15 protein-coding genes are annotated in these 16,213 nt (G+C 65.8%); 9 read left to right on the forward strand and 6 right to left on the reverse strand.

Going from position 1 to position 16,213, the window contains the following annotated elements:
• Window positions 1–81 precede the first annotated feature (81 nt).
• The 5 genes from ACJA3S_RS09800 (at window position 82) to ACJA3S_RS09820 (ending at window position 7,609) form a co-directional block, all read left to right on the forward strand.
• Window positions 82–4,626, forward strand: a complete 4,545-nt coding sequence (locus ACJA3S_RS09800) for an NEL-type E3 ubiquitin ligase domain-containing protein (protein ID WP_406821656.1) — start codon at window positions 82–84, stop codon at window positions 4,624–4,626.
• Between the two features lie 153 nt (window positions 4,627–4,779).
• Window positions 4,780–5,340, forward strand: a complete 561-nt coding sequence (locus ACJA3S_RS09805; protein ID WP_406821657.1) for a DUF4174 domain-containing protein — start codon at window positions 4,780–4,782, stop codon at window positions 5,338–5,340.
• Between the two features lie 164 nt (window positions 5,341–5,504).
• A complete protein-coding gene (locus tag ACJA3S_RS09810; RefSeq protein WP_406821658.1) occupies window positions 5,505–5,996 on the forward strand; it encodes an EF-hand domain-containing protein in 492 nt (163 codons plus the stop codon).
• Window positions 5,997–6,069: 73 nt separating this feature from the next.
• A complete protein-coding gene (locus tag ACJA3S_RS09815) occupies window positions 6,070–6,918 on the forward strand; it encodes a DUF692 domain-containing protein (protein WP_406821659.1) in 849 nt (282 codons plus the stop codon).
• Window positions 6,911–7,609 (forward strand): DUF2063 domain-containing protein, encoded by a 699-nt coding sequence (locus tag ACJA3S_RS09820; protein WP_406821660.1) that lies wholly within the window; start codon window positions 6,911–6,913, stop codon window positions 7,607–7,609. Before ACJA3S_RS09815 ends, ACJA3S_RS09820 begins: the two co-directional genes overlap by 8 nt.
• Before the next feature lie 137 nt (window positions 7,610–7,746).
• Here the strand turns inward: ACJA3S_RS09820 and ACJA3S_RS09825 are convergent, their stop codons facing one another.
• From ACJA3S_RS09825 to ACJA3S_RS09840, 4 genes are all read right to left on the reverse strand, one after another.
• The gene (locus ACJA3S_RS09825; protein WP_170029288.1) at window positions 7,747–8,235 is read right to left on the reverse strand and encodes a DoxX family protein; all 489 of its coding nucleotides are present in this window, start codon (window positions 8,233–8,235) and stop codon (window positions 7,747–7,749) included.
• 12 nt (window positions 8,236–8,247) lie between these two features.
• A complete protein-coding gene (locus ACJA3S_RS09830) occupies window positions 8,248–8,865 on the reverse strand; it encodes a ferric reductase-like transmembrane domain-containing protein (RefSeq protein ID WP_406821661.1) in 618 nt (205 codons plus the stop codon).
• A gap of 239 nt (window positions 8,866–9,104) precedes the next feature.
• Window positions 9,105–10,391, reverse strand: coding sequence for a sensor histidine kinase (locus tag ACJA3S_RS09835; RefSeq protein ID WP_406821662.1), 1,287 nt, complete (start codon window positions 10,389–10,391; stop codon window positions 9,105–9,107).
• On the reverse strand, window positions 10,388–11,128 hold the full coding sequence (locus tag ACJA3S_RS09840) for a response regulator (RefSeq protein WP_186684542.1): 741 nt from the start codon (window positions 11,126–11,128) through the stop codon (window positions 10,388–10,390). The genes ACJA3S_RS09835 and ACJA3S_RS09840 overlap by 4 nt, the downstream gene beginning before the upstream one ends.
• Window positions 11,129–11,345: 217 nt before the next feature.
• Here ACJA3S_RS09840 and ACJA3S_RS09845 point away from each other — a divergent pair, with 217 nt between their 5' ends.
• Window positions 11,346–11,621 (forward strand): DUF2790 domain-containing protein, encoded by a 276-nt coding sequence (locus tag ACJA3S_RS09845; protein ID WP_406821663.1) that lies wholly within the window; start codon window positions 11,346–11,348, stop codon window positions 11,619–11,621.
• Window positions 11,622–11,631: 10 nt separating this feature from the next.
• On the forward strand, window positions 11,632–12,147 hold the full coding sequence (locus tag ACJA3S_RS09850; RefSeq protein ID WP_406822232.1) for a thioredoxin family protein: 516 nt from the start codon (window positions 11,632–11,634) through the stop codon (window positions 12,145–12,147).
• 95 nt (window positions 12,148–12,242) lie between these two features.
• On the opposite strand, the gene ACJA3S_RS09855 is transcribed toward ACJA3S_RS09850, so the two are convergent.
• Both ACJA3S_RS09855 and aroQ read right to left on the reverse strand, forming a co-directional pair.
• Window positions 12,243–13,094, reverse strand: coding sequence for a shikimate dehydrogenase (locus tag ACJA3S_RS09855; RefSeq protein WP_186684544.1), 852 nt, complete (start codon window positions 13,092–13,094; stop codon window positions 12,243–12,245).
• A complete protein-coding gene (gene aroQ / locus ACJA3S_RS09860; RefSeq protein ID WP_170029294.1) occupies window positions 13,091–13,540 on the reverse strand; it encodes a type II 3-dehydroquinate dehydratase in 450 nt (149 codons plus the stop codon). Before aroQ ends, ACJA3S_RS09855 begins: the two co-directional genes overlap by 4 nt.
• 219 nt (window positions 13,541–13,759) lie before the next feature.
• Here aroQ and ACJA3S_RS09865 point away from each other — a divergent pair, with 219 nt between their 5' ends.
• Window positions 13,760–15,013 carry a TolC family protein gene (locus ACJA3S_RS09865; protein ID WP_406821664.1) on the forward strand — a complete coding sequence of 418 codons (1,254 nt, stop codon included), beginning with the start codon at window positions 13,760–13,762 and terminating at the stop codon, window positions 15,011–15,013.
• On the forward strand, window positions 15,006–16,205 hold the full coding sequence (locus tag ACJA3S_RS09870) for an efflux RND transporter periplasmic adaptor subunit (protein WP_406821665.1): 1,200 nt from the start codon (window positions 15,006–15,008) through the stop codon (window positions 16,203–16,205). The genes ACJA3S_RS09865 and ACJA3S_RS09870 overlap by 8 nt, the downstream gene beginning before the upstream one ends.
• Window positions 16,206–16,213 lie beyond the last annotated feature (8 nt).

Here is a 16,213-nt window from a genome sequence, read left to right on the forward strand (position 1 = left end):
CTGAACGGTGGTAATCCGTTACCCACCAGGGTACCCCGCCTGCCGATAGCCTTGCGCTTTTCAGCTCGCGGAGGCGGCACCATGGGTACCTTGCAAACCACACACGACCTGCTCGAACAAGCCGAGCAGGACGCCATCATCGCCAAGCGCTTGCCCGGCTGGTTGCGTCCGGGCAAAACCGCGCACATGGACGTCCTGTGCCAGGCACTGCGCGGCAGCCTGGATTGCCGCTACCGCTTGCAGGCGTTGTTGCAGCGGGTGGTCGCGCTCGACCGCTTTGCCGCTCCGTTGCTGACACAGGCCTTGCAGAAGCAATGCGGCGTGCAGCACGAGGTCGACGATTTATGGATGCGTGCGGCATTCGCCAAGCCGCTGAGCACCTACGCGCCGATTCGTGTGCCATTGACCGAGCGGGTCTATTACCAGATCCCGCTGCTCGAAGCGGCGTTGCGCAGTTTTACCGCTGCCGAAGCCAAGGCCGGTGGCCAGGCACCGGGTAATGGCCTGTACCACACCGACGGCACGGCACTGGCTGCGCCCAGTGCCGTGGCCTTTGCCAGCCTGGTGCGCGAACTGGACCTGGGCAAGCGTTACCAGGAGCACCTGGACAGCTGCCTGGCCACCTCGCAGAGCAAGGCGTTGCTGGCGGAAAGCGTGCGCCACGGCATGTTGATCGAGGCTGTGCAGGCCCACCACAGTGGTGTACTCAATGCCGCCGAGCTGGATCTGGTGGTCAAGCTGTGGCGAGACGGCTGGTTATCCCAGCTTGACGGCAGCCGGGTACTGGGCAAGCGCCTGGAAGTGCTGGGGTGCCCGTTGCAGCAGATCGTGGTGCTCGATGTCCGCAATGAAACCTTTGCCCCGCTGTATACCAGCACCAAGCGTGTGCTGGTGTACATCCCCGGCGATCCCTACGGTGCATGGAGCGCCCATGACGATTTGCAACGCTTCGCCCGGCGCGTGCTGGGGCAGCGATTGCGCACGGCTGCATACCGGCAGTTTTTTGCCCGCTTCGTGCGTGCGCGTGACAGTCAGGCGTTCTTCTCGCGCATCGTGGCCGGCTATGACGACCTGCCTCTATGGGCCAACATCGACCTTGACGAACGCATGCACCCCATAGGTGCGTATGTGTTCAGGCACCTGGCGGCGATGCGTGTTGCCCAGATCAAGGATGATGCAGCGGTATTCGCGCCTCCTGTGGCAAAACTGGACCGCGAGGTTCAGCAAGCGCACGAGAAGCGCCTGACGGCCTTGGGGCTGAGCGTCCTGGGGGCCGCCAGTCTTTACCTTCCCGCCTTGGGGACCGTGCTACTGGCGATGCTTGCCTGGAAATGGCTCGACGAAGTGTTTCTGGCGGTGTCGGCGTGGCGGGAAGGCGAGACTCGCGAGGCGCTGGACCACCTTGCTGAAGTGGCCACCGACCTGGCCGCACTTGCCGCTGCAGGCGCGGCAGCAGGCGGGGCGCAGCGCCTGTGGCAACGCTCAGCCTGGGTGGACAGCTTGCCACAGGCGCGTCTGCAGGACGGCACGGAATGCTTGTGGGACGGTAACCTGGAGGCCTTCCGTGACCAGGCGCCGCCTGCTGCAGCGAGGGTGGATGAGCAAGGCGTGTGGCGCCAGGATGAGCAGGCCTGGGTGGCCATCGATGGGCACTACTACCCGGTGGTGCAACGGAGTGCCGATGGCCGCTGGCAACTGCGGCCGCACAATGGCCACGGGCCGTTGCTGATGCACAACGGCGCCGGCGCCTGGCGGCTGTGGCACGAACAGCCGATGCAGTGGGACGAGCCCCGTTACCTGCTGCGGCGCCTGGGCGGGCAACTGGCGCAACTGCAGGACGAACAGGCCGACCAACTGCTGAGCATTCACGCCCTGGACAGCGACCAGTTGCGTGCCTGGCATGTGCTGGGCCGGGCCCCGGAGCCTGGAGTGCTCGACAGTGCCCAGCGGGTGCTGATCGCGCAGCGCATCCGTACGCTGGTGGCCTGCTTGCGGGTTGGGCAGCAGGTAGAAGACCCTGCGGCGCTGGCGCAGCTCAGTGGCCTGGAAGGGGCCGCAGGCCTCACCGGCCCGGCCTTGGCAGACCTTGCCTGGGCCCAGCGACGCGGGTTGTTCGAGCAACTTTATCAGGCCGAAACCCAGATACCGCACGGCGACCCGGCCCTGGCGACGTTGCAGCGGGTGTTTCCGAGCCTGCACGGGCGTGCCGCCCAGGCACTGCTGGCCGAAGCCGATGCTGCAGACCGTGAGCGCCTGCGACTGAGCGGGCGTATCCCGCTATGCCTGGCTGAAAAAGCCAGGCAGCGCGTGGCCGACGTGCGCGTGCTGCGGGCGCTCGAAGCGCTGCATTGGGACACGCCGCAAAACCTCGATCTTGGCCGGGTCGTGCTGGCGATGCTCGAGCACCTGCCGGCTGCCGCAGGTGGCATACGCTGGCGGCTGTTCAACGGCGGGCAGCGGGCTACCCCGGTGGCTGAGATGCGGCTGGGTGCTCGGGTACGCAACCTGGTGTTTGCCGACGGCCAGTTCCAGTGTATCGATGCGCAAGGACTGGCCGTTGGCCAGGCAGGCGAACTGATCGAGGTCATCAGCGCTGCCTATGACGACGACCTGCGCGCAGCCTTGCAGGTGCCTGAGCCGTTCGCGCACAACCTGCGGGGCGTGCTCGCGCGCCAGGCCCTGGCCAGGCGCCAGGCGGTCGCGCAACTGCTCAGCCCGTCGCGTCTAGCGGGGGTGCACTTGCCTATCCGGCTGGCGGACGGCCGTATCGGCTATCCCCTCAGTGGCCGCCGCCCAGGCAGCTCTCCGGGCGCCTATCGGCCTGGGCCGATCCTGCGCCGTGTGCGGTATCTGTACCCCACGTTCAGCGATGACGAGGTATTTGCCTGGGTGGAACAGGCACGCCATTCCGTGCTCGGGCTGGAGCGCACGCTGCAGCACTATGAGCGGGCCTACGATGCGCTGATCAGCGAGCTGCGCCGTTGGGTTCACGCAGCCACTACCACGGCAGAACGCGAGAACAGGCGCAGGCTCAGGCGTGCATTGCGCAGTTGCTGGCAGCAGATGCGCGAAGGGGCGCAGGAAGGAGCGCCCGGCCTGATGTACCGTTGGGACATGGCCAACACACGGGTCAGCGGGCTGCCGGCGTTTACCGACCAGGTTGTGTTCGACCATGTGCATGTACTGGCGCTGCACAACATGCAACTCGAGGACGTGCCCGAGCGCTTTCTGCGTGCATTTCCGAATATCCGCGGCCTGGAGATGCCCGACAACCGGCTTACCCGCATCCCGCAGGCGCTAATGCGCATGCCCAACCTGCAGCGTCTGAGCCTGCAGCGAAACCGCATCAGCCTGGACCCCGGGCAAGCGACCATATTGGCCAGCTGCCCCAACCTGGTCATGATCGATTTGCGCGACAACCCGTTGGGGCGCCCATTCTCGTTGAGCGGCCTGGTTCGGCTCAGCGAGCTGCGGCTTGCCGGCACGCGCCTCAGGGATCTGCCGTATGGCCTGGTGCAAAGCTCGTCACTGAGGGTGGTCGACCTGCGTGACAACCTGTTGACCGGCATGCCCGAAGGTTTCTATAACTCCCGGTTATGGTTGGACCACGAAGTTCACCTGGGGGGTAACCCTTTCAGCGAGGCCGAAGCCCAACGGCTGCATGAAGCCTTGCTTGCCGCCAGGCTTGAAGGGGATGCCGAGGCGCTGCCCGCGCAATTGCGCTGGATGGAAGCGGCCGCGGCCCCGGTGCGCAGCGAGCTGGGGAGCCTTTGGCAGGCATTGGAGGCGATGCCCGACGCCGCACAGTTCTTCGACCTGCTGGAACGTTTGATGGAGACCGAGGATTTCCGGCATCTGACCGGTGCCCGCTACCTGGCTGGCCGGGTGCTGGAAATGCTGCGCGCGATGAGAGGTTCGGACGAGCTTCGCGAGCTGATGTTCAACGACGCCGAGCAGCTGACCTGCCAGGACAGCGTGGCCTTGCGTTTCAGCGACCTGGAGCTGCGCTTGCTGGCATGGCGGGCCCGTAGCCAGGCGACGGCGGGCGGGCAGGAGCAGGCGCTGTTGCGGCTTGGCCGGCAACTGTGGCGGCTGGAGGAGGTCGATCAGTTTGCCCAGCAGGATGTCATGGAGCGCGAGGCTACAGGGCGCGGCAGCGACCCGATCGAAATCGTCCTGGCTTATCGCCTGGGCCTGCGCGCTCAGCTTGACCTGCCATTGCTGACCAGCGGCATGACCTACCGGGTCATTGCCGGGGTCGAGGCGCCGCAATTGGCGCAGGCGCAGAACTGGATACTCGCCCATGAAAGCGGTGAGCGCCTGGCCACCTCGCTGGTAGCGCGGGACTTCTGGCAAGCCCACCTGCGCAGCGCCTATGCCCGCCGCTTCGAACAGCTTGACGCCCCGTTCCACGAGCGTCTGGAAGTGTTGCAAGCCGACGCCAGCCTGACCGAGGCCGAACGCCTGGCCGAGATCGAGCGGGTGGCCAGCCAGCGCCAGGCGGAGGAACGCCAGCTCATGCTGACATTGACGCTGGATGCGCTGGACGGAACGGCGCAGCCGGGGCAACCTGAAGCAGTCGGTGCCGGCGCGAGCAGTGATGGGGCGATGAACTATGCTCAATAGCGGGCATCGGCAGTGGGCGCCGCACCTGCCCCGGGGGAAATGCCAGGTTACCTTTGCATGCACATGTGCCGTCCTGGTTGGTTTAGGCTCGCCTGCAGGATTTTTCTCCCTGATCTGTAGTCTTTGGTTTATCGAGAGAATAAGGAGATACGCATGCTCGTCCGGTCATTGACCCTCGCCACCTTGCTCGCACTGGTCGGCCCTGTGTCCGCTGCCGATAGTGACGCGCCGCTGGCCAAGGAACTGGGCAAGGCCAGGCCCTTGGTCGTGATTGCCCCCAGCAGCGCCGACCCGACGTTGCGTGGCTTGAACGACGCCCTCAAGGACCCGGCCACCCAGGCAGCCTTCAAAGAGCGCAACCTGGTGCTCTACAGCGTCGCCAACATGATGGGCAAGCGTGAGGACAAGAACCTCGAACAGCAGACCACCATGGCCCTGATCCGTGAGTTGAAGCTGGGCGCGAGCAAGGGCACCAAGGTGATCCTGGTGGGCAAGGACGGCGAGCGGCACATGCTCAAGGACGACGACAGCGGCGATACCCTTGACCCGCAGGTGATTCTCAAGGCAGTCGATGAGTTGCCCGCCAGCGAAAAGGCCGTGACGGCGCCCGAGCCTGTAGCGGCCGCACCGGAAACCAAGGCCAAGGACAGCAAGCCTGGCAAACCAGCCAAGCCCGCCAAGCCCGCGGCACCGCCCAAGCCGTTGGAAGACTGACCCTGCACAACGGCCCCAGCTTAGCCCTGGGGCCGTTGTGTATCGCACTGTATCTGGTCACGCTGCTGACCCATTCCCATACAAAACCACATGCTGCGGGATACATCCACGACATACCGCATCGGCCTAATGGCTCCACATTCCAACCACAGTGGAGCGACACCATGACTCAAGTACGAAACACCCTCGGCCTGCTCGGCGCTGCCCTGATTGGCAGCATGGCATTGGGCAGCAGTGCGTTTGCCGTCGAACCGTTGGCCCAGGGTTACCAGCTGGCGTCGGCCAAGGTGCCTGGCGAAGGCAAATGTGGTGAAGGCAAGTGCGGCGGCAGCGGCAAGGCCACCCAGAATGAAGGCAAGTGCGGTGAGGGCAAGTGCGGTGCCAGCGCCAAGGCCGGGGCTGAGGGCAAGTGCGGCGAAGGCAAGTGCGGTGACGCCTCGTTCGCCAGGACCGACAGCAACCACGATGGCAAGGTCTCGCGCGATGAGTTCCTGGTAGTGGCCAAGGACCGCGCTGGCGAGTTCGACAAGATCGACCGCAACCATGATGGCTTCATTTCCGAACAGGAAGCCGCGGATCACCTCAAGGCGATCTACCAGGCCAACGGCAAAAGCATGCCTGAAGGGCTGTTCAGCCATCTGACCGGCAAGCCCTGACTGTAAATCCCATGAAACGCGCAACGCCCCTCCTGCTGGCCAGGCGGGGCGTTGTGCCTGTTGGAGAGCCGTTATGCAGCTTACATCATTGTCGCCTCGGCCCTTGCGGGCAGGGCTTGGCCTGCGCCGCGGGCTGTTGCCGCAGTTGCTGGCCATGGATGCCGGCGCGGTGGATTTTCTTGAATGTGCGCCGGAAAACTGGATCGCCGTGGGTGGTGCCTACGGCAAGGGCCTGGCTCAGTTGGCCGAGCGTTTCAGCATTGCCTGCCACGGGCTGTCGTTGTCGCTGGGGGGTAGCGCGCCGCTGGACCGGGATTTCCTGGACCAGACCCGGCAGTTTCTCGATCGCTACCAGGTGCGCTTGTACAGCGAGCACCTGAGCTACTGCAGCGATGACGGGCACTTGTATGACTTGATGCCCATCCCGTTCACCGACGAAGCCGTACGCCATGTGGCCGCGCGCATACGCCAGGCCCAGGAGCACCTGGAGCGGCGCATCGCGGTCGAGAACATCAGTTATTACGCCGCGCCATACCAGGCGATGAGCGAACTCGAGTTCATCCGCGCGGTTATCGAGGAGGCCGACTGCGACCTGCTGCTGGACGTCAACAATGTCTTCGTCAACGCCTGCAACCATGGCTACGACGCCCGGGCCTTTCTTGCAGGCTTGCCCCAGGCACGGGTGACCGGCATGCACATCGCGGGTCACTACGACGAAGCACCGGACCTCAAGGTCGACACCCACGGGGCTGCGGTGAAGGAAGATGTCTGGGCGCTGTTCGCGCTTGCCTGTGCACGCTTTGGCGTGCAGCCGACCGTGCTCGAGCGAGATTTCAACTACCCACCGCTGGCCGAACTGCTGGCCGAGACGGCGCGCATCCGCACGCTCCAGCGTGTGTCGGAGGGGCAAGCCAATGAATGAGACCTTGCGCGACCAGCAGTACACCCTGGCCCGCCATCTGCGCGACCCTCAGCGCCATGCCCCGCCGCCCGGCGTGGAGGCGCGGCGGCTGCAGGTTTACCGTGAACTGTTCTATGGTGCTATCGAAGGCCTGCTCGGTGGCAGTTTCCCAGTGATGCGTCAGGCATTGGGTGAACAGCGTTGGCACGCCCGGGTGCGCGATTTCTATGCCAACTATCGCAGCCAGACGCCGTTGTTCACCGAGCTCGCCGGGGCCTTTGTCGATTATCTGCAAGGGGTCGAACTGGATGCGCCCTGGCAGCTGGAACTGGCGCACTATGAGTGGATCGAGGCGCAGCTGTACCTGAGTGATGCCGAGGACCCGGCTCACGACCCGGCGGGCGACCTGCTCGAAGGGCAACCGCTGTTGTCATGTGTGGCGCGGGTGTTGGCTTATCGTTGGCCAGTGGAGCGGATCGGCGCGGATTACCAGCCTGTGGCTGCGCCTGAGGCGCCGACCTTGTTGCTGGTGTATCGCGATGCGCAGTTGCAGGTGCGCTTCGCGCGCCTGGCGCCGCTGGCGTATCGGTTACTGGCGCTGGAGCAGGGCAGTGGGCGGGCGCGGCTGGAGGCGTTGGGCGGGGATGTGCAGCAGGGGTTGGCATTGCTGCAAGGGCTGCGCAGGCAGGGGGTCATTATCGGGACGCGTTGAGGTGAGGTACTGGGGGCGCGTTGCGCCCCTTGCTCTTGCAAGCCAGCTCTGGCCTGGACAGCATTGACCTCACGCCATGTGCTCTCGCTGTAGGCGCTGGCTTGCAGGCGATGGGCTGCACAGCAGCCCGCGGCTGCTCATCTGCAGAACCGCCCTCTGAGCCAATGGTCCAGGCTCAGTCGCCCAGCCCCCTTGAGCAGCAGTGGCAGCAATGCCACCAGGTAGATCAGCGGCAATTTGAAGTTGCCAAAACCCTGGTCGGTAATGGCATAACCCTGGGCCAGCTCGGCCAGGCTCGACCAGTGTGCGGGCCAATGCACTGCGGCAATCGCCACCACCGTCACCACGATCAGCCCCGCCGATGCCAGCCGAGTGCCCAGGCCCAGCAACAGCAGCAACGGCAGGATCAGTTCCGCCCACATCGACAGTTGCCAGTTCAGCTCCGCTGGCAGCAGGTTGAAGGGGAACGGGAAGTTCGCTTGCAAATCAGCGAACCAGTTGCTGCCATTGAACTTCTCCCAGCCGGATTCGAAAAACTCCCAGGCCAGGAACAGTCGCAACGGCAGGTCGGCGCTCCAGGCGCCGAAACGGTCAAAAGTGCCCAGGGTGCGAGTCAAGGTGGTCATGCTGTGTTCTCCTCAGGAAAGGGCGTGGGTGTTACGGCGTTGCTGGCGGGCCAGCTTGGCGGTGAGTTTGATGGCGATGGCGCTGCACATCAGGGCGAACGCCAGCGGGTACCAGCCACCCATGGGGATGCGTTTGTAGAACGACAGGCAGAACACGGCCGCCAATAGCCACATGCCGGTGCTGTGCAGGGCCTGCCAGGCACGGCCACCCAGCAGGCGCATGGCGGCCTTGAACGAGGTCACGGTGAGCAGCAGCAAGAACAGGTAGCCGACGCTGCCGGGCAGGCTGGAAGTGACCGTGCGGTTGGCCCAGAACAATTCGGGGAACTGCTGGGCATAGCGGTAGATCAGCACGCCGTGCACGGTATGGGAGAAGGCGAATGCCAAGCCCAGGTAGCGCCGTTCCTGCAGGAGGCGGCGGCTGCGGGGGCCCGGCAGCAAAGTCACCAGGGATGAGCCCAGGAATGCCAGCAGGAACAGCGCGAACGAGCTGCGGGCGGTGGCGCGGATGGCGCTGCGCAGGCCGTCCGGGTCAGGCTGGCTGGCCAGGACCACGGCGGTCATCGCCAGGGTCAGCCCGGCGAGGGCAGCGAACAGCTTCCAGCCAGAGGGCAGGGTGAGGGCTTTCATCAGGGAGGCTCCCGGGTTGTTTGGGTGTGACCGGGAGTGTGTCGGCGCGGGGTATCTGCAGTGTGTCGGCGGACGTTGGGTTATGTATCTGTTTGTAGCGCCGACGCCCGCTTTTTGTAGGCGCGGCCTTGTGCCGCGACAAGGCCGCACAGCGGCCCCGGCAACTCAGGCGGCGAAGCTGAAAACCGCGGGCGGCTGGCCAGCCCTGTGGCGACACCACGGCGCTGCTGCAAACGCTGTCATTTCAGTTCGATCTGTGCGCACAGCCCGCCGCTCGAGCGGTTGCTCAGGGTCAGTCGGCCGCCCATGGCCTGGATCAGCTGGTAGGCGATGGCCAGACCCAGCCCGGTACCACCGGTGCTGCGGTTGCGTGAGCCTTCCACGCGGTAGAACGGCTTCAACACCTCATCCAGTTCGCCAGCGGGTATCCCCGGCCCATTGTCGAGCACGCGGATCACCGTCATGTCGCCCTCGCGGCATACTTCCAGCTCGGCAGCGCCGGCGAACTTGAGGGCATTGTCCACCAGGTTCACCAGGACCCGGCGCAAGGCGTGCGGCCGGGTTTCCAGCAGGCTGTCGCTGCTGCCATGGCGCTCGACCCGGGCCCCGCTGTCCTGGTAGTCGAATACCAGGCTGTCGAGGAATGCATCGAGGTTGACCCGGCAGGGGGCCTCGGTGCTGGTGTCCATGCTGCGGGCATAGGCCACGCCTTCGCGCACCAGGTGTTCCATCTCGCCCAGGTCGCTCCACAACTTGTCCTTTTCCACCCCGTCGTCCATCACCTCGACCCGCAGCTTCATGCGCGTGATCGGTGTTTGCAGGTCGTGCGAAATTGCCGCCAGCAACTGCATGCGCTCTTTCAGGTAGGCGGCGATACGCGCCTGCAGGGCGTTGAATGCCACTGCGGCGTAGCGCACTTCGCGCGGGCCGCTTTCATCCAGCTGCACGCCGGGCTTGTCCGGGTCGAGGTTGTCCACCGCGCGGGCCAGGCGCGTCAGCGGGCTGATCGCCAGGCGCACGGCCAGCCAGGTGCACAGCAACAGCACGGCCAACTGGATCAGCAGCACCACCGGCAGCCAGCGGGCCACCGGGACCGGCGCCGGGGTCACGTCGATGGTCAGCGGCGCGCCGTCGGCCAGGCGCAGGTGGGCCTGGAAGTGCGCGATCGGGCCGGGGATTTCCTGGAAGGTCAGGTGGTAGTCGCTGCCGATTGCCTTGACGATCGAATCGGCGGCCATGGGTGGGTCGCTGCTGGGCATTGCCTCGCCTGCCAGGCCCTGGTCCAGCCGGTAGCGGTAGGTGCGCCGCTCCAGGCGCGGCAACCAGGCGGCGCGTTCAGCTGCGGGCAGGCGGTCGAGGATGGCGACCGAGGTGGCCACGTCCTGTTCCAGGGTGCTGAGCATCATCGAGCGGCTGCTGATGTAGCGCTCGTAGGCCTGCAGGCCGAATGACAGGCCATAGGCCAGGACCAGGCCGGTGAAGAAGATCAGTGCCAGGCGCGAGGCAAGGGTGCGTGGCCACTTCATGACGGCGACTCGAGCAGTTGCACCGGCAACGAGAACACGTAGCCCTCGCTGCGCACGGTCTTGATGCAGCTGGGTTCGCGCGCGTCGTCACCCAGGCGCTGGCGCAGGCGGCTGACCAGCAGGTCGATGGAGCGGTCGAAGATGTCGGCCTCGCGGCCCTGGGTCAGGTTGAGCAACTGCTCACGGCTGAGCACCCGCTGCGGGTGGTCGAGAAACACCCGTAGCAGGCGGTATTCGGCGCCGCTCAGGGCCACCAGGGTGCCTTCGCGGTCGAGCAGGTGGCGCGCGGTGGTGTCCAGGCGCCATTGGCCGAAGCCGAGCAGCCGGCTGCTTTCGCTGATGGTCAGGTTGGGCGGCAGCATGCGGGTGCGGCGCAGCACGGCATTGATGCGTGCGAGCAGTTCGCGAGCCGAGAACGGCTTGGTCAGGTAGTCGTCGGCACCCATTTCCAGGCCGATGATGCGGTCGGTCTCGTCGTTACGGGCGGTCAGCATCAGCACCGGGGTGTTGCGATGCTTGCCGGCGCGCAGCTCGCGGCACAGCAACAGGCCGTCGTCGCCGGGCATCATGATGTCGAGCACGATCAGGTCGACACTGTTGGCTTCGAGAAAGGCGCGCATCTGCCGGCCGTCGGCGACGATGCTGGTGCGCAGGCCGTTCTTCTTCAGGTAATTGCCGACCAGTTCGCGGATTTCGCGGTCGTCGTCGACGATCAGGATGTGATCGACATGTTCCATGCTGCGTTCCTGTGCGGAGGGTGTGGGCGCAGTGTACCGAGCGCCTGCGCGCTTGCCTGCTGGGGTTTGTATTGCAGTGTATCTGGCTCGGCGGCTGATACAGGAGGAAGCAGATCACGCCGCTGGGCGACACATGCGGGATACCTGGCAGCGCTGAAATGGCTCTCGACCGGGGAGCACGCCTCCCCACCCCAAAGTGTCACACAGGAGAGATGCCATGAACTTCAAGACCTTCGCCAGCGCCAGCCTGTTCGCCGTGCTCAGCTTCGGCACCCTGGCCGCCCACGCTGCCAGCGCAGCGATGGACGACGCTGCGGTAATGCAGTACCGCTACGGCGACCACCTGGATGTGCAGAAAGTGTTATCGGTGCAGGATGACCAGAGCAACGCCTGCGGGCTGGTGAACACCCGCATGGACTACCTCGACTCCAAGGGCCAGCAGCAAAGCGTGCAGTACCGCAGCTACGCCACTGGCGGTTGCCATGAAAATTGATCGCCGCCTGATGCTGAAGGTGGGCGGTATTGCCCTGGCCGTGGTCGGCCTGGGCCTGGCTGGGCACCTGCTGGCCCGCGACAGCTACGGTGCGATGCCGTCGCTGTCGGGCGCCAGCCAGTGGCTCAATTCGGCGCCGCTGGATGCCCCGGCACTGAAGGGCAAGGTGGTGCTGGTGGATTTCTGGACCTGGGACTGCATCAACTGCCAGCGCAGCCTGCTGCATGTGAACGAGTGGGCACGGCGCTATGCCGACCAGGGCCTGGTAGTGGTCGGCGTGCACACACCGGAGTACGACTACGAGCACGATGTCGGCACCTTGCGTGACAAGGTGGCCAGGCTGGGCATTGCGTACCCGGTGGCCGTCGACAACGACTACCAGGTGTGGAACGCCTGGGGCAACCAGTTCTGGCCGGCGCACTATTTCGTCGACCGCAAGGGCCAGGTGCGCCATGTGCATTTTGGCGAGGGCGATTACGCCGGGCAGGAGCAGGTGATACAGGCATTGCTGGATGAGCAGGGATGATTGGCCTGTGCCGGCCTGTTTGCAGTGAGCCCGCTCCCACAGGAGGTAAGCAGTGCCTGTGAGGGCGGGTCAGCGGCGAAGCAGCTTGCGCCGCATCATCCGCCAAAGCTGGCAAAATGCGCCTGCATCCGTGCCGCATCAGCCTGGCGCCCGCTGAACAGTTCGAATGCCTTCACCGCCTGGAACACCGCCATGTTGCTGCCATCCAGCGTGCGGCAGCCCAGTGCCCGGGCGGCGCGCAGCAGTTCGGTTTCCAGCGGGAAGTAGATAATCTCGGCTACCCACAAGCGCGCGTGCAGCAGCGCCACTGGCAGTGGTGTGCCAGGCAGCTTGGCCATGCCCACCGGGGTGGTATTGACCAGCCCGTCCGCTTCGGCCAGCGCCACGGCCAGGTCGCTGCCGACCACGGCACGTCCGCTGCCGAAATGCGTATTCAGGTTGTCCACCAAGGCCTGCGCACGCGCCGCGTCCACTTCGAACAGCACCAGCCGCTCGACCCCTTCCCCCAGCAGGGCATGCGCCACAGCCGAGCCGGCGCCACCGGCACCCATCTGCACCACCTGGCGCCGGGCCACGTCGGGCAGGCCACGGCGCAAGCCTTCGGCAAAGCCCAGGCAGTCGGTATTGTGGCCGACCCGCTTGCCGTCCTTGAGCACCACGGTGTTCACCGCGCCGATGCCGCGGGCTTCCTCCGACAGCTCGTCGAGCAATGGCAGGATTGCCTGTTTGAACGGGTAGGTGATGTTGAGCCCGGTAAAGCCGGTGTACTGCGCGGCGTCGAGCAGGCCGGGCAGGGCACTGTCGTCCAGTTGCAATTGGTCGGCATCGATCAGCCGGTACAGGTAGCGCAGGGCCTGGGCATCGCCTTCGTGTTCGTGCAGGGCTGGGGTGCGCGATAGCTGGATACCGCGGCCGATCAGGCCGGCGAGGATGGCTGGCTGGCTCATGCGCCGCGCTCCTGCAGCATTTCGGCGAAGTGGCTGAGGGCCATGCGGTAGCCGTGGCTGCCCAGGCCGCAGATCACGCCGACGGCAACGGCGGATACGAAGGACAGGTGGCGGAAGGGCTCGCGCTTGTGCACGTTGGACAGATGCACTTCGATCACCGGCAGTTCGGCCGCCACCAGGGCATCGCGGATGGCCACCGAGGTGTGGGTCCAGGCACCGGGGTTGATCACGATGCCGGCGCAGCGGCCGCGGGCGGCGTGGATCCAGTCGATCAGTTCGCCTTCGTGATTGGTTTGCCGGAATTCGATTTCCAGGCCATGGGCATGGGCGGTATCGGCACAACCCTGGGCCAGGTCGGCGAGGGTTTCGTAGCCATACTGGGCAGGTTCACGGGTACCCAGCATGTTCAGGTTGGGGCCGTTGAGCACGAGAATGAGAGGCTTCATGACGAGCATCGCTTTGTTGTTGTTGGATGCATCCAGTTTTGTACCGCCTGGTTAGTTTAGTCAATCGAGCGGAAGCGTGCCCCCGGGAAAGTGGGCGATTATCGAACCACGATTACCGAGAAGCGTACGCATTACAGAATTGTCATTCTGCTGCCACCGCGCCGATAAGCAGTGCTTTCTACAGTGCCTCGCCAACGTTTGCCGACGAGGAGCTGTTTCGTGCCCATCCCCCGCAAGATCGCCTTGCTCTGCCTGTTGCTGGCGGGCGCCGCCAGCGCCCAGGCCGGCCCGAGCCTGAGCCTGCCCCAGGCGCTGGCCGCCGCCTTTGCGAATAACCCGGAGCTGACTGCGGCCGGCCAGCAAATCGGCATCGCCGACGGCGAACGGCGCCAGGCCGGGCTGATTCCCAACCCGGAGCTGGCCTGGGAACGGGAGGACACCCGCCGCGACACCAGCACCACCACAGTGACCCTCAGCCAGCCATTGGAACTGGGCGGCAAACGCGGCGCACGCATTGCCGTGGCCAGTGCCGGCCAGGCCATCGCCCAGCTGGACCTCGAGCGCCAGCGCAACGGCCTGCGCGCCGACGTGGTGCAGGCTTTCCACGCCGCCTTGCGCGCGCAAACTGCCGTGGCCCTGGCGCAGCAATCGCAGGCGTTGACCGAGCGTGGCTTGCGAGTGGCGCAGGGGCGGGTAGCTGCCGGCCAGTCGTCACCGCTGGAAGCCACCCGCGCCCAGGTGCAGCTGGCTCAGGCCGTGGCTGCAGTGCGCCGCGCGCAAACCCAGCGCAGCGTGGCCAACCAGGCCCTGGCACGCTTGACTGGCAGCCCGCAGGCAAGCTTCGGGCAGTTGCAGGCGGCCAACCTGTCGCCCGGTGCTGCGCCCAGCGCTGATGCGTTGCTCGACCAGGTCGAGCAAACCGTCGAGTGGCGCCTGGCTGCGGCCCAGGTCGAGCGCGGCGACGCGTCCCTCGGCGCGGAAAGGGCCCAGCGTATTCCCAACCTCACCGTCAGCGTTGGTAGCCAATACAGCCGCGAAGACCGCGAGCGGGTCAACGTGGTCGGCCTGTCGATGCCGTTGCCGCTGTTCGACCGCAACCAGGGCAACGTGCTGGCTGCAGCCCGCCGGGCCGACCAGGCGCGGGACCTGCGCAATGCCGTGGCGCTGCGCCTGCGCAGTGAAACGCGCAACGCTGTCAGCCAGTGGGCGACGGCCATGCAGGACGTGCAGGCCTATGACCGCATCATCCTGCCTGCTGCGCAGCAGGCGGTGGACACGGCCACCCGCGGTTTCGAAATGGGCAAGTTCGCCTTTCTCGATGTACTCGATGCCCAGCGCACGCTGATCGACGCACGTGGGCTGTACCTCGAAGCGCTGGCCTTGGCGAGCGACGCGCGGGCGCAGGTCGAACGCATCTATGGCGACCTCGATGACTTCAGCAAATTTCCGCACAGCAGGAGCAACCATGACTAACCCACGCAAGATCGCCCTTGGGGTCGCGGCGGTTGCCGTTTTCGGCCTTGCTGGCCTGGCCTGGACCGGCACCCTCGGCAAGGCCTCCAGCGCGCCAACCGTGCACGATGAGCAGGGCGAAGACAGCCACGGCCATGCCAAAGCGGCGGCCAGTGAAAGCCACGACGAAGAAGCGGGCACGCTGCACCTTACCCCTGCCCAGTTCGAAGCTGCCGGGGTACAACTGGCCACCGCCGGCCCTGGTGAACTGGGCAGCACCATCAGTTTTCCGGGTGAGATCCGCTTCGACGAAGACCGTACCGCGCACGTTGTGCCACGCGTGCCAGGCGTGGTGGAGGCGGTACAAGCCGAGCTGGGCCAGGCGGTCAAGCGTGGCCAGGTGCTGGCGGTGATTGCCAGCCAGCAGATTTCCGACCTGCGCAGCGAGCAGCAGGCGGCCCAGCGCCGCCTGGAACTGGCGCGCCTGACGTTCCAGCGCGAGCAGCAGCTGTGGCAGGCACGCATCAGCGCCGAGCAGGACTACCTGCAAGCCCGCCAGGCGCTGCAGGAGGCCGAGATCGCCCTGGCCAATGCCCGGCAGAAGGTTGCCGCCGTGGGCCCGGCCGGTGCCGGCAACCGCTATGAATTGCGCGCACCGTTCGATGCGGTGGTGGTGGAAAAGCACCTGTCCGTGGGCGAGGTGGTCGATGAGACCAGCAATGCCTTCACCCTGTCCGACCTGAACCGGGTCTGGGCTACCTTCGCCGTGGCCCCGCGCGACTTGGGCAAGGTAGTCACCGGCCGTCATGTCACGGTCAGCGCGGCGGATCTGGAGGCCCAGGTCGAGGGCCGGGTGAACTACGTCGGCAGCCTGCTCGGCGAGCAGAACCGCGCCGCCACCGTGCGCGCCACCCTGGCCAACCCCAATGGCGCATGGCGCCCCGGGCTGTTCGTCAATGTCGCGGTCAGCATCGAACGTTTCACCGCCGCCGTGGTGGTACCGCAAAGCGCTCTGCAAACCTGGCAAGGGCAGACCGTGGTGTTTGCCCGTACCGAGGAAGGTTTCGAGGCCCGCCCGGTGCAGACCGGCCGGCGCGACGCTGGCCAGGTGGAAATCACCGACGGCCTGGCCGCCGGAACCCAGGTGGCCGCCGCTGGCAGTTTTGTCCTGAAGTCCGAGCTGGGCAAAGGCTCGGCCGAACACAGCCATTGATCCTGGGG

This window comes from Pseudomonas sp. KnCO4 (assembly GCF_045344305.1).
GTDB classification, from domain to species: domain Bacteria; phylum Pseudomonadota; class Gammaproteobacteria; order Pseudomonadales; family Pseudomonadaceae; genus Aquipseudomonas; species Aquipseudomonas anuradhapurensis.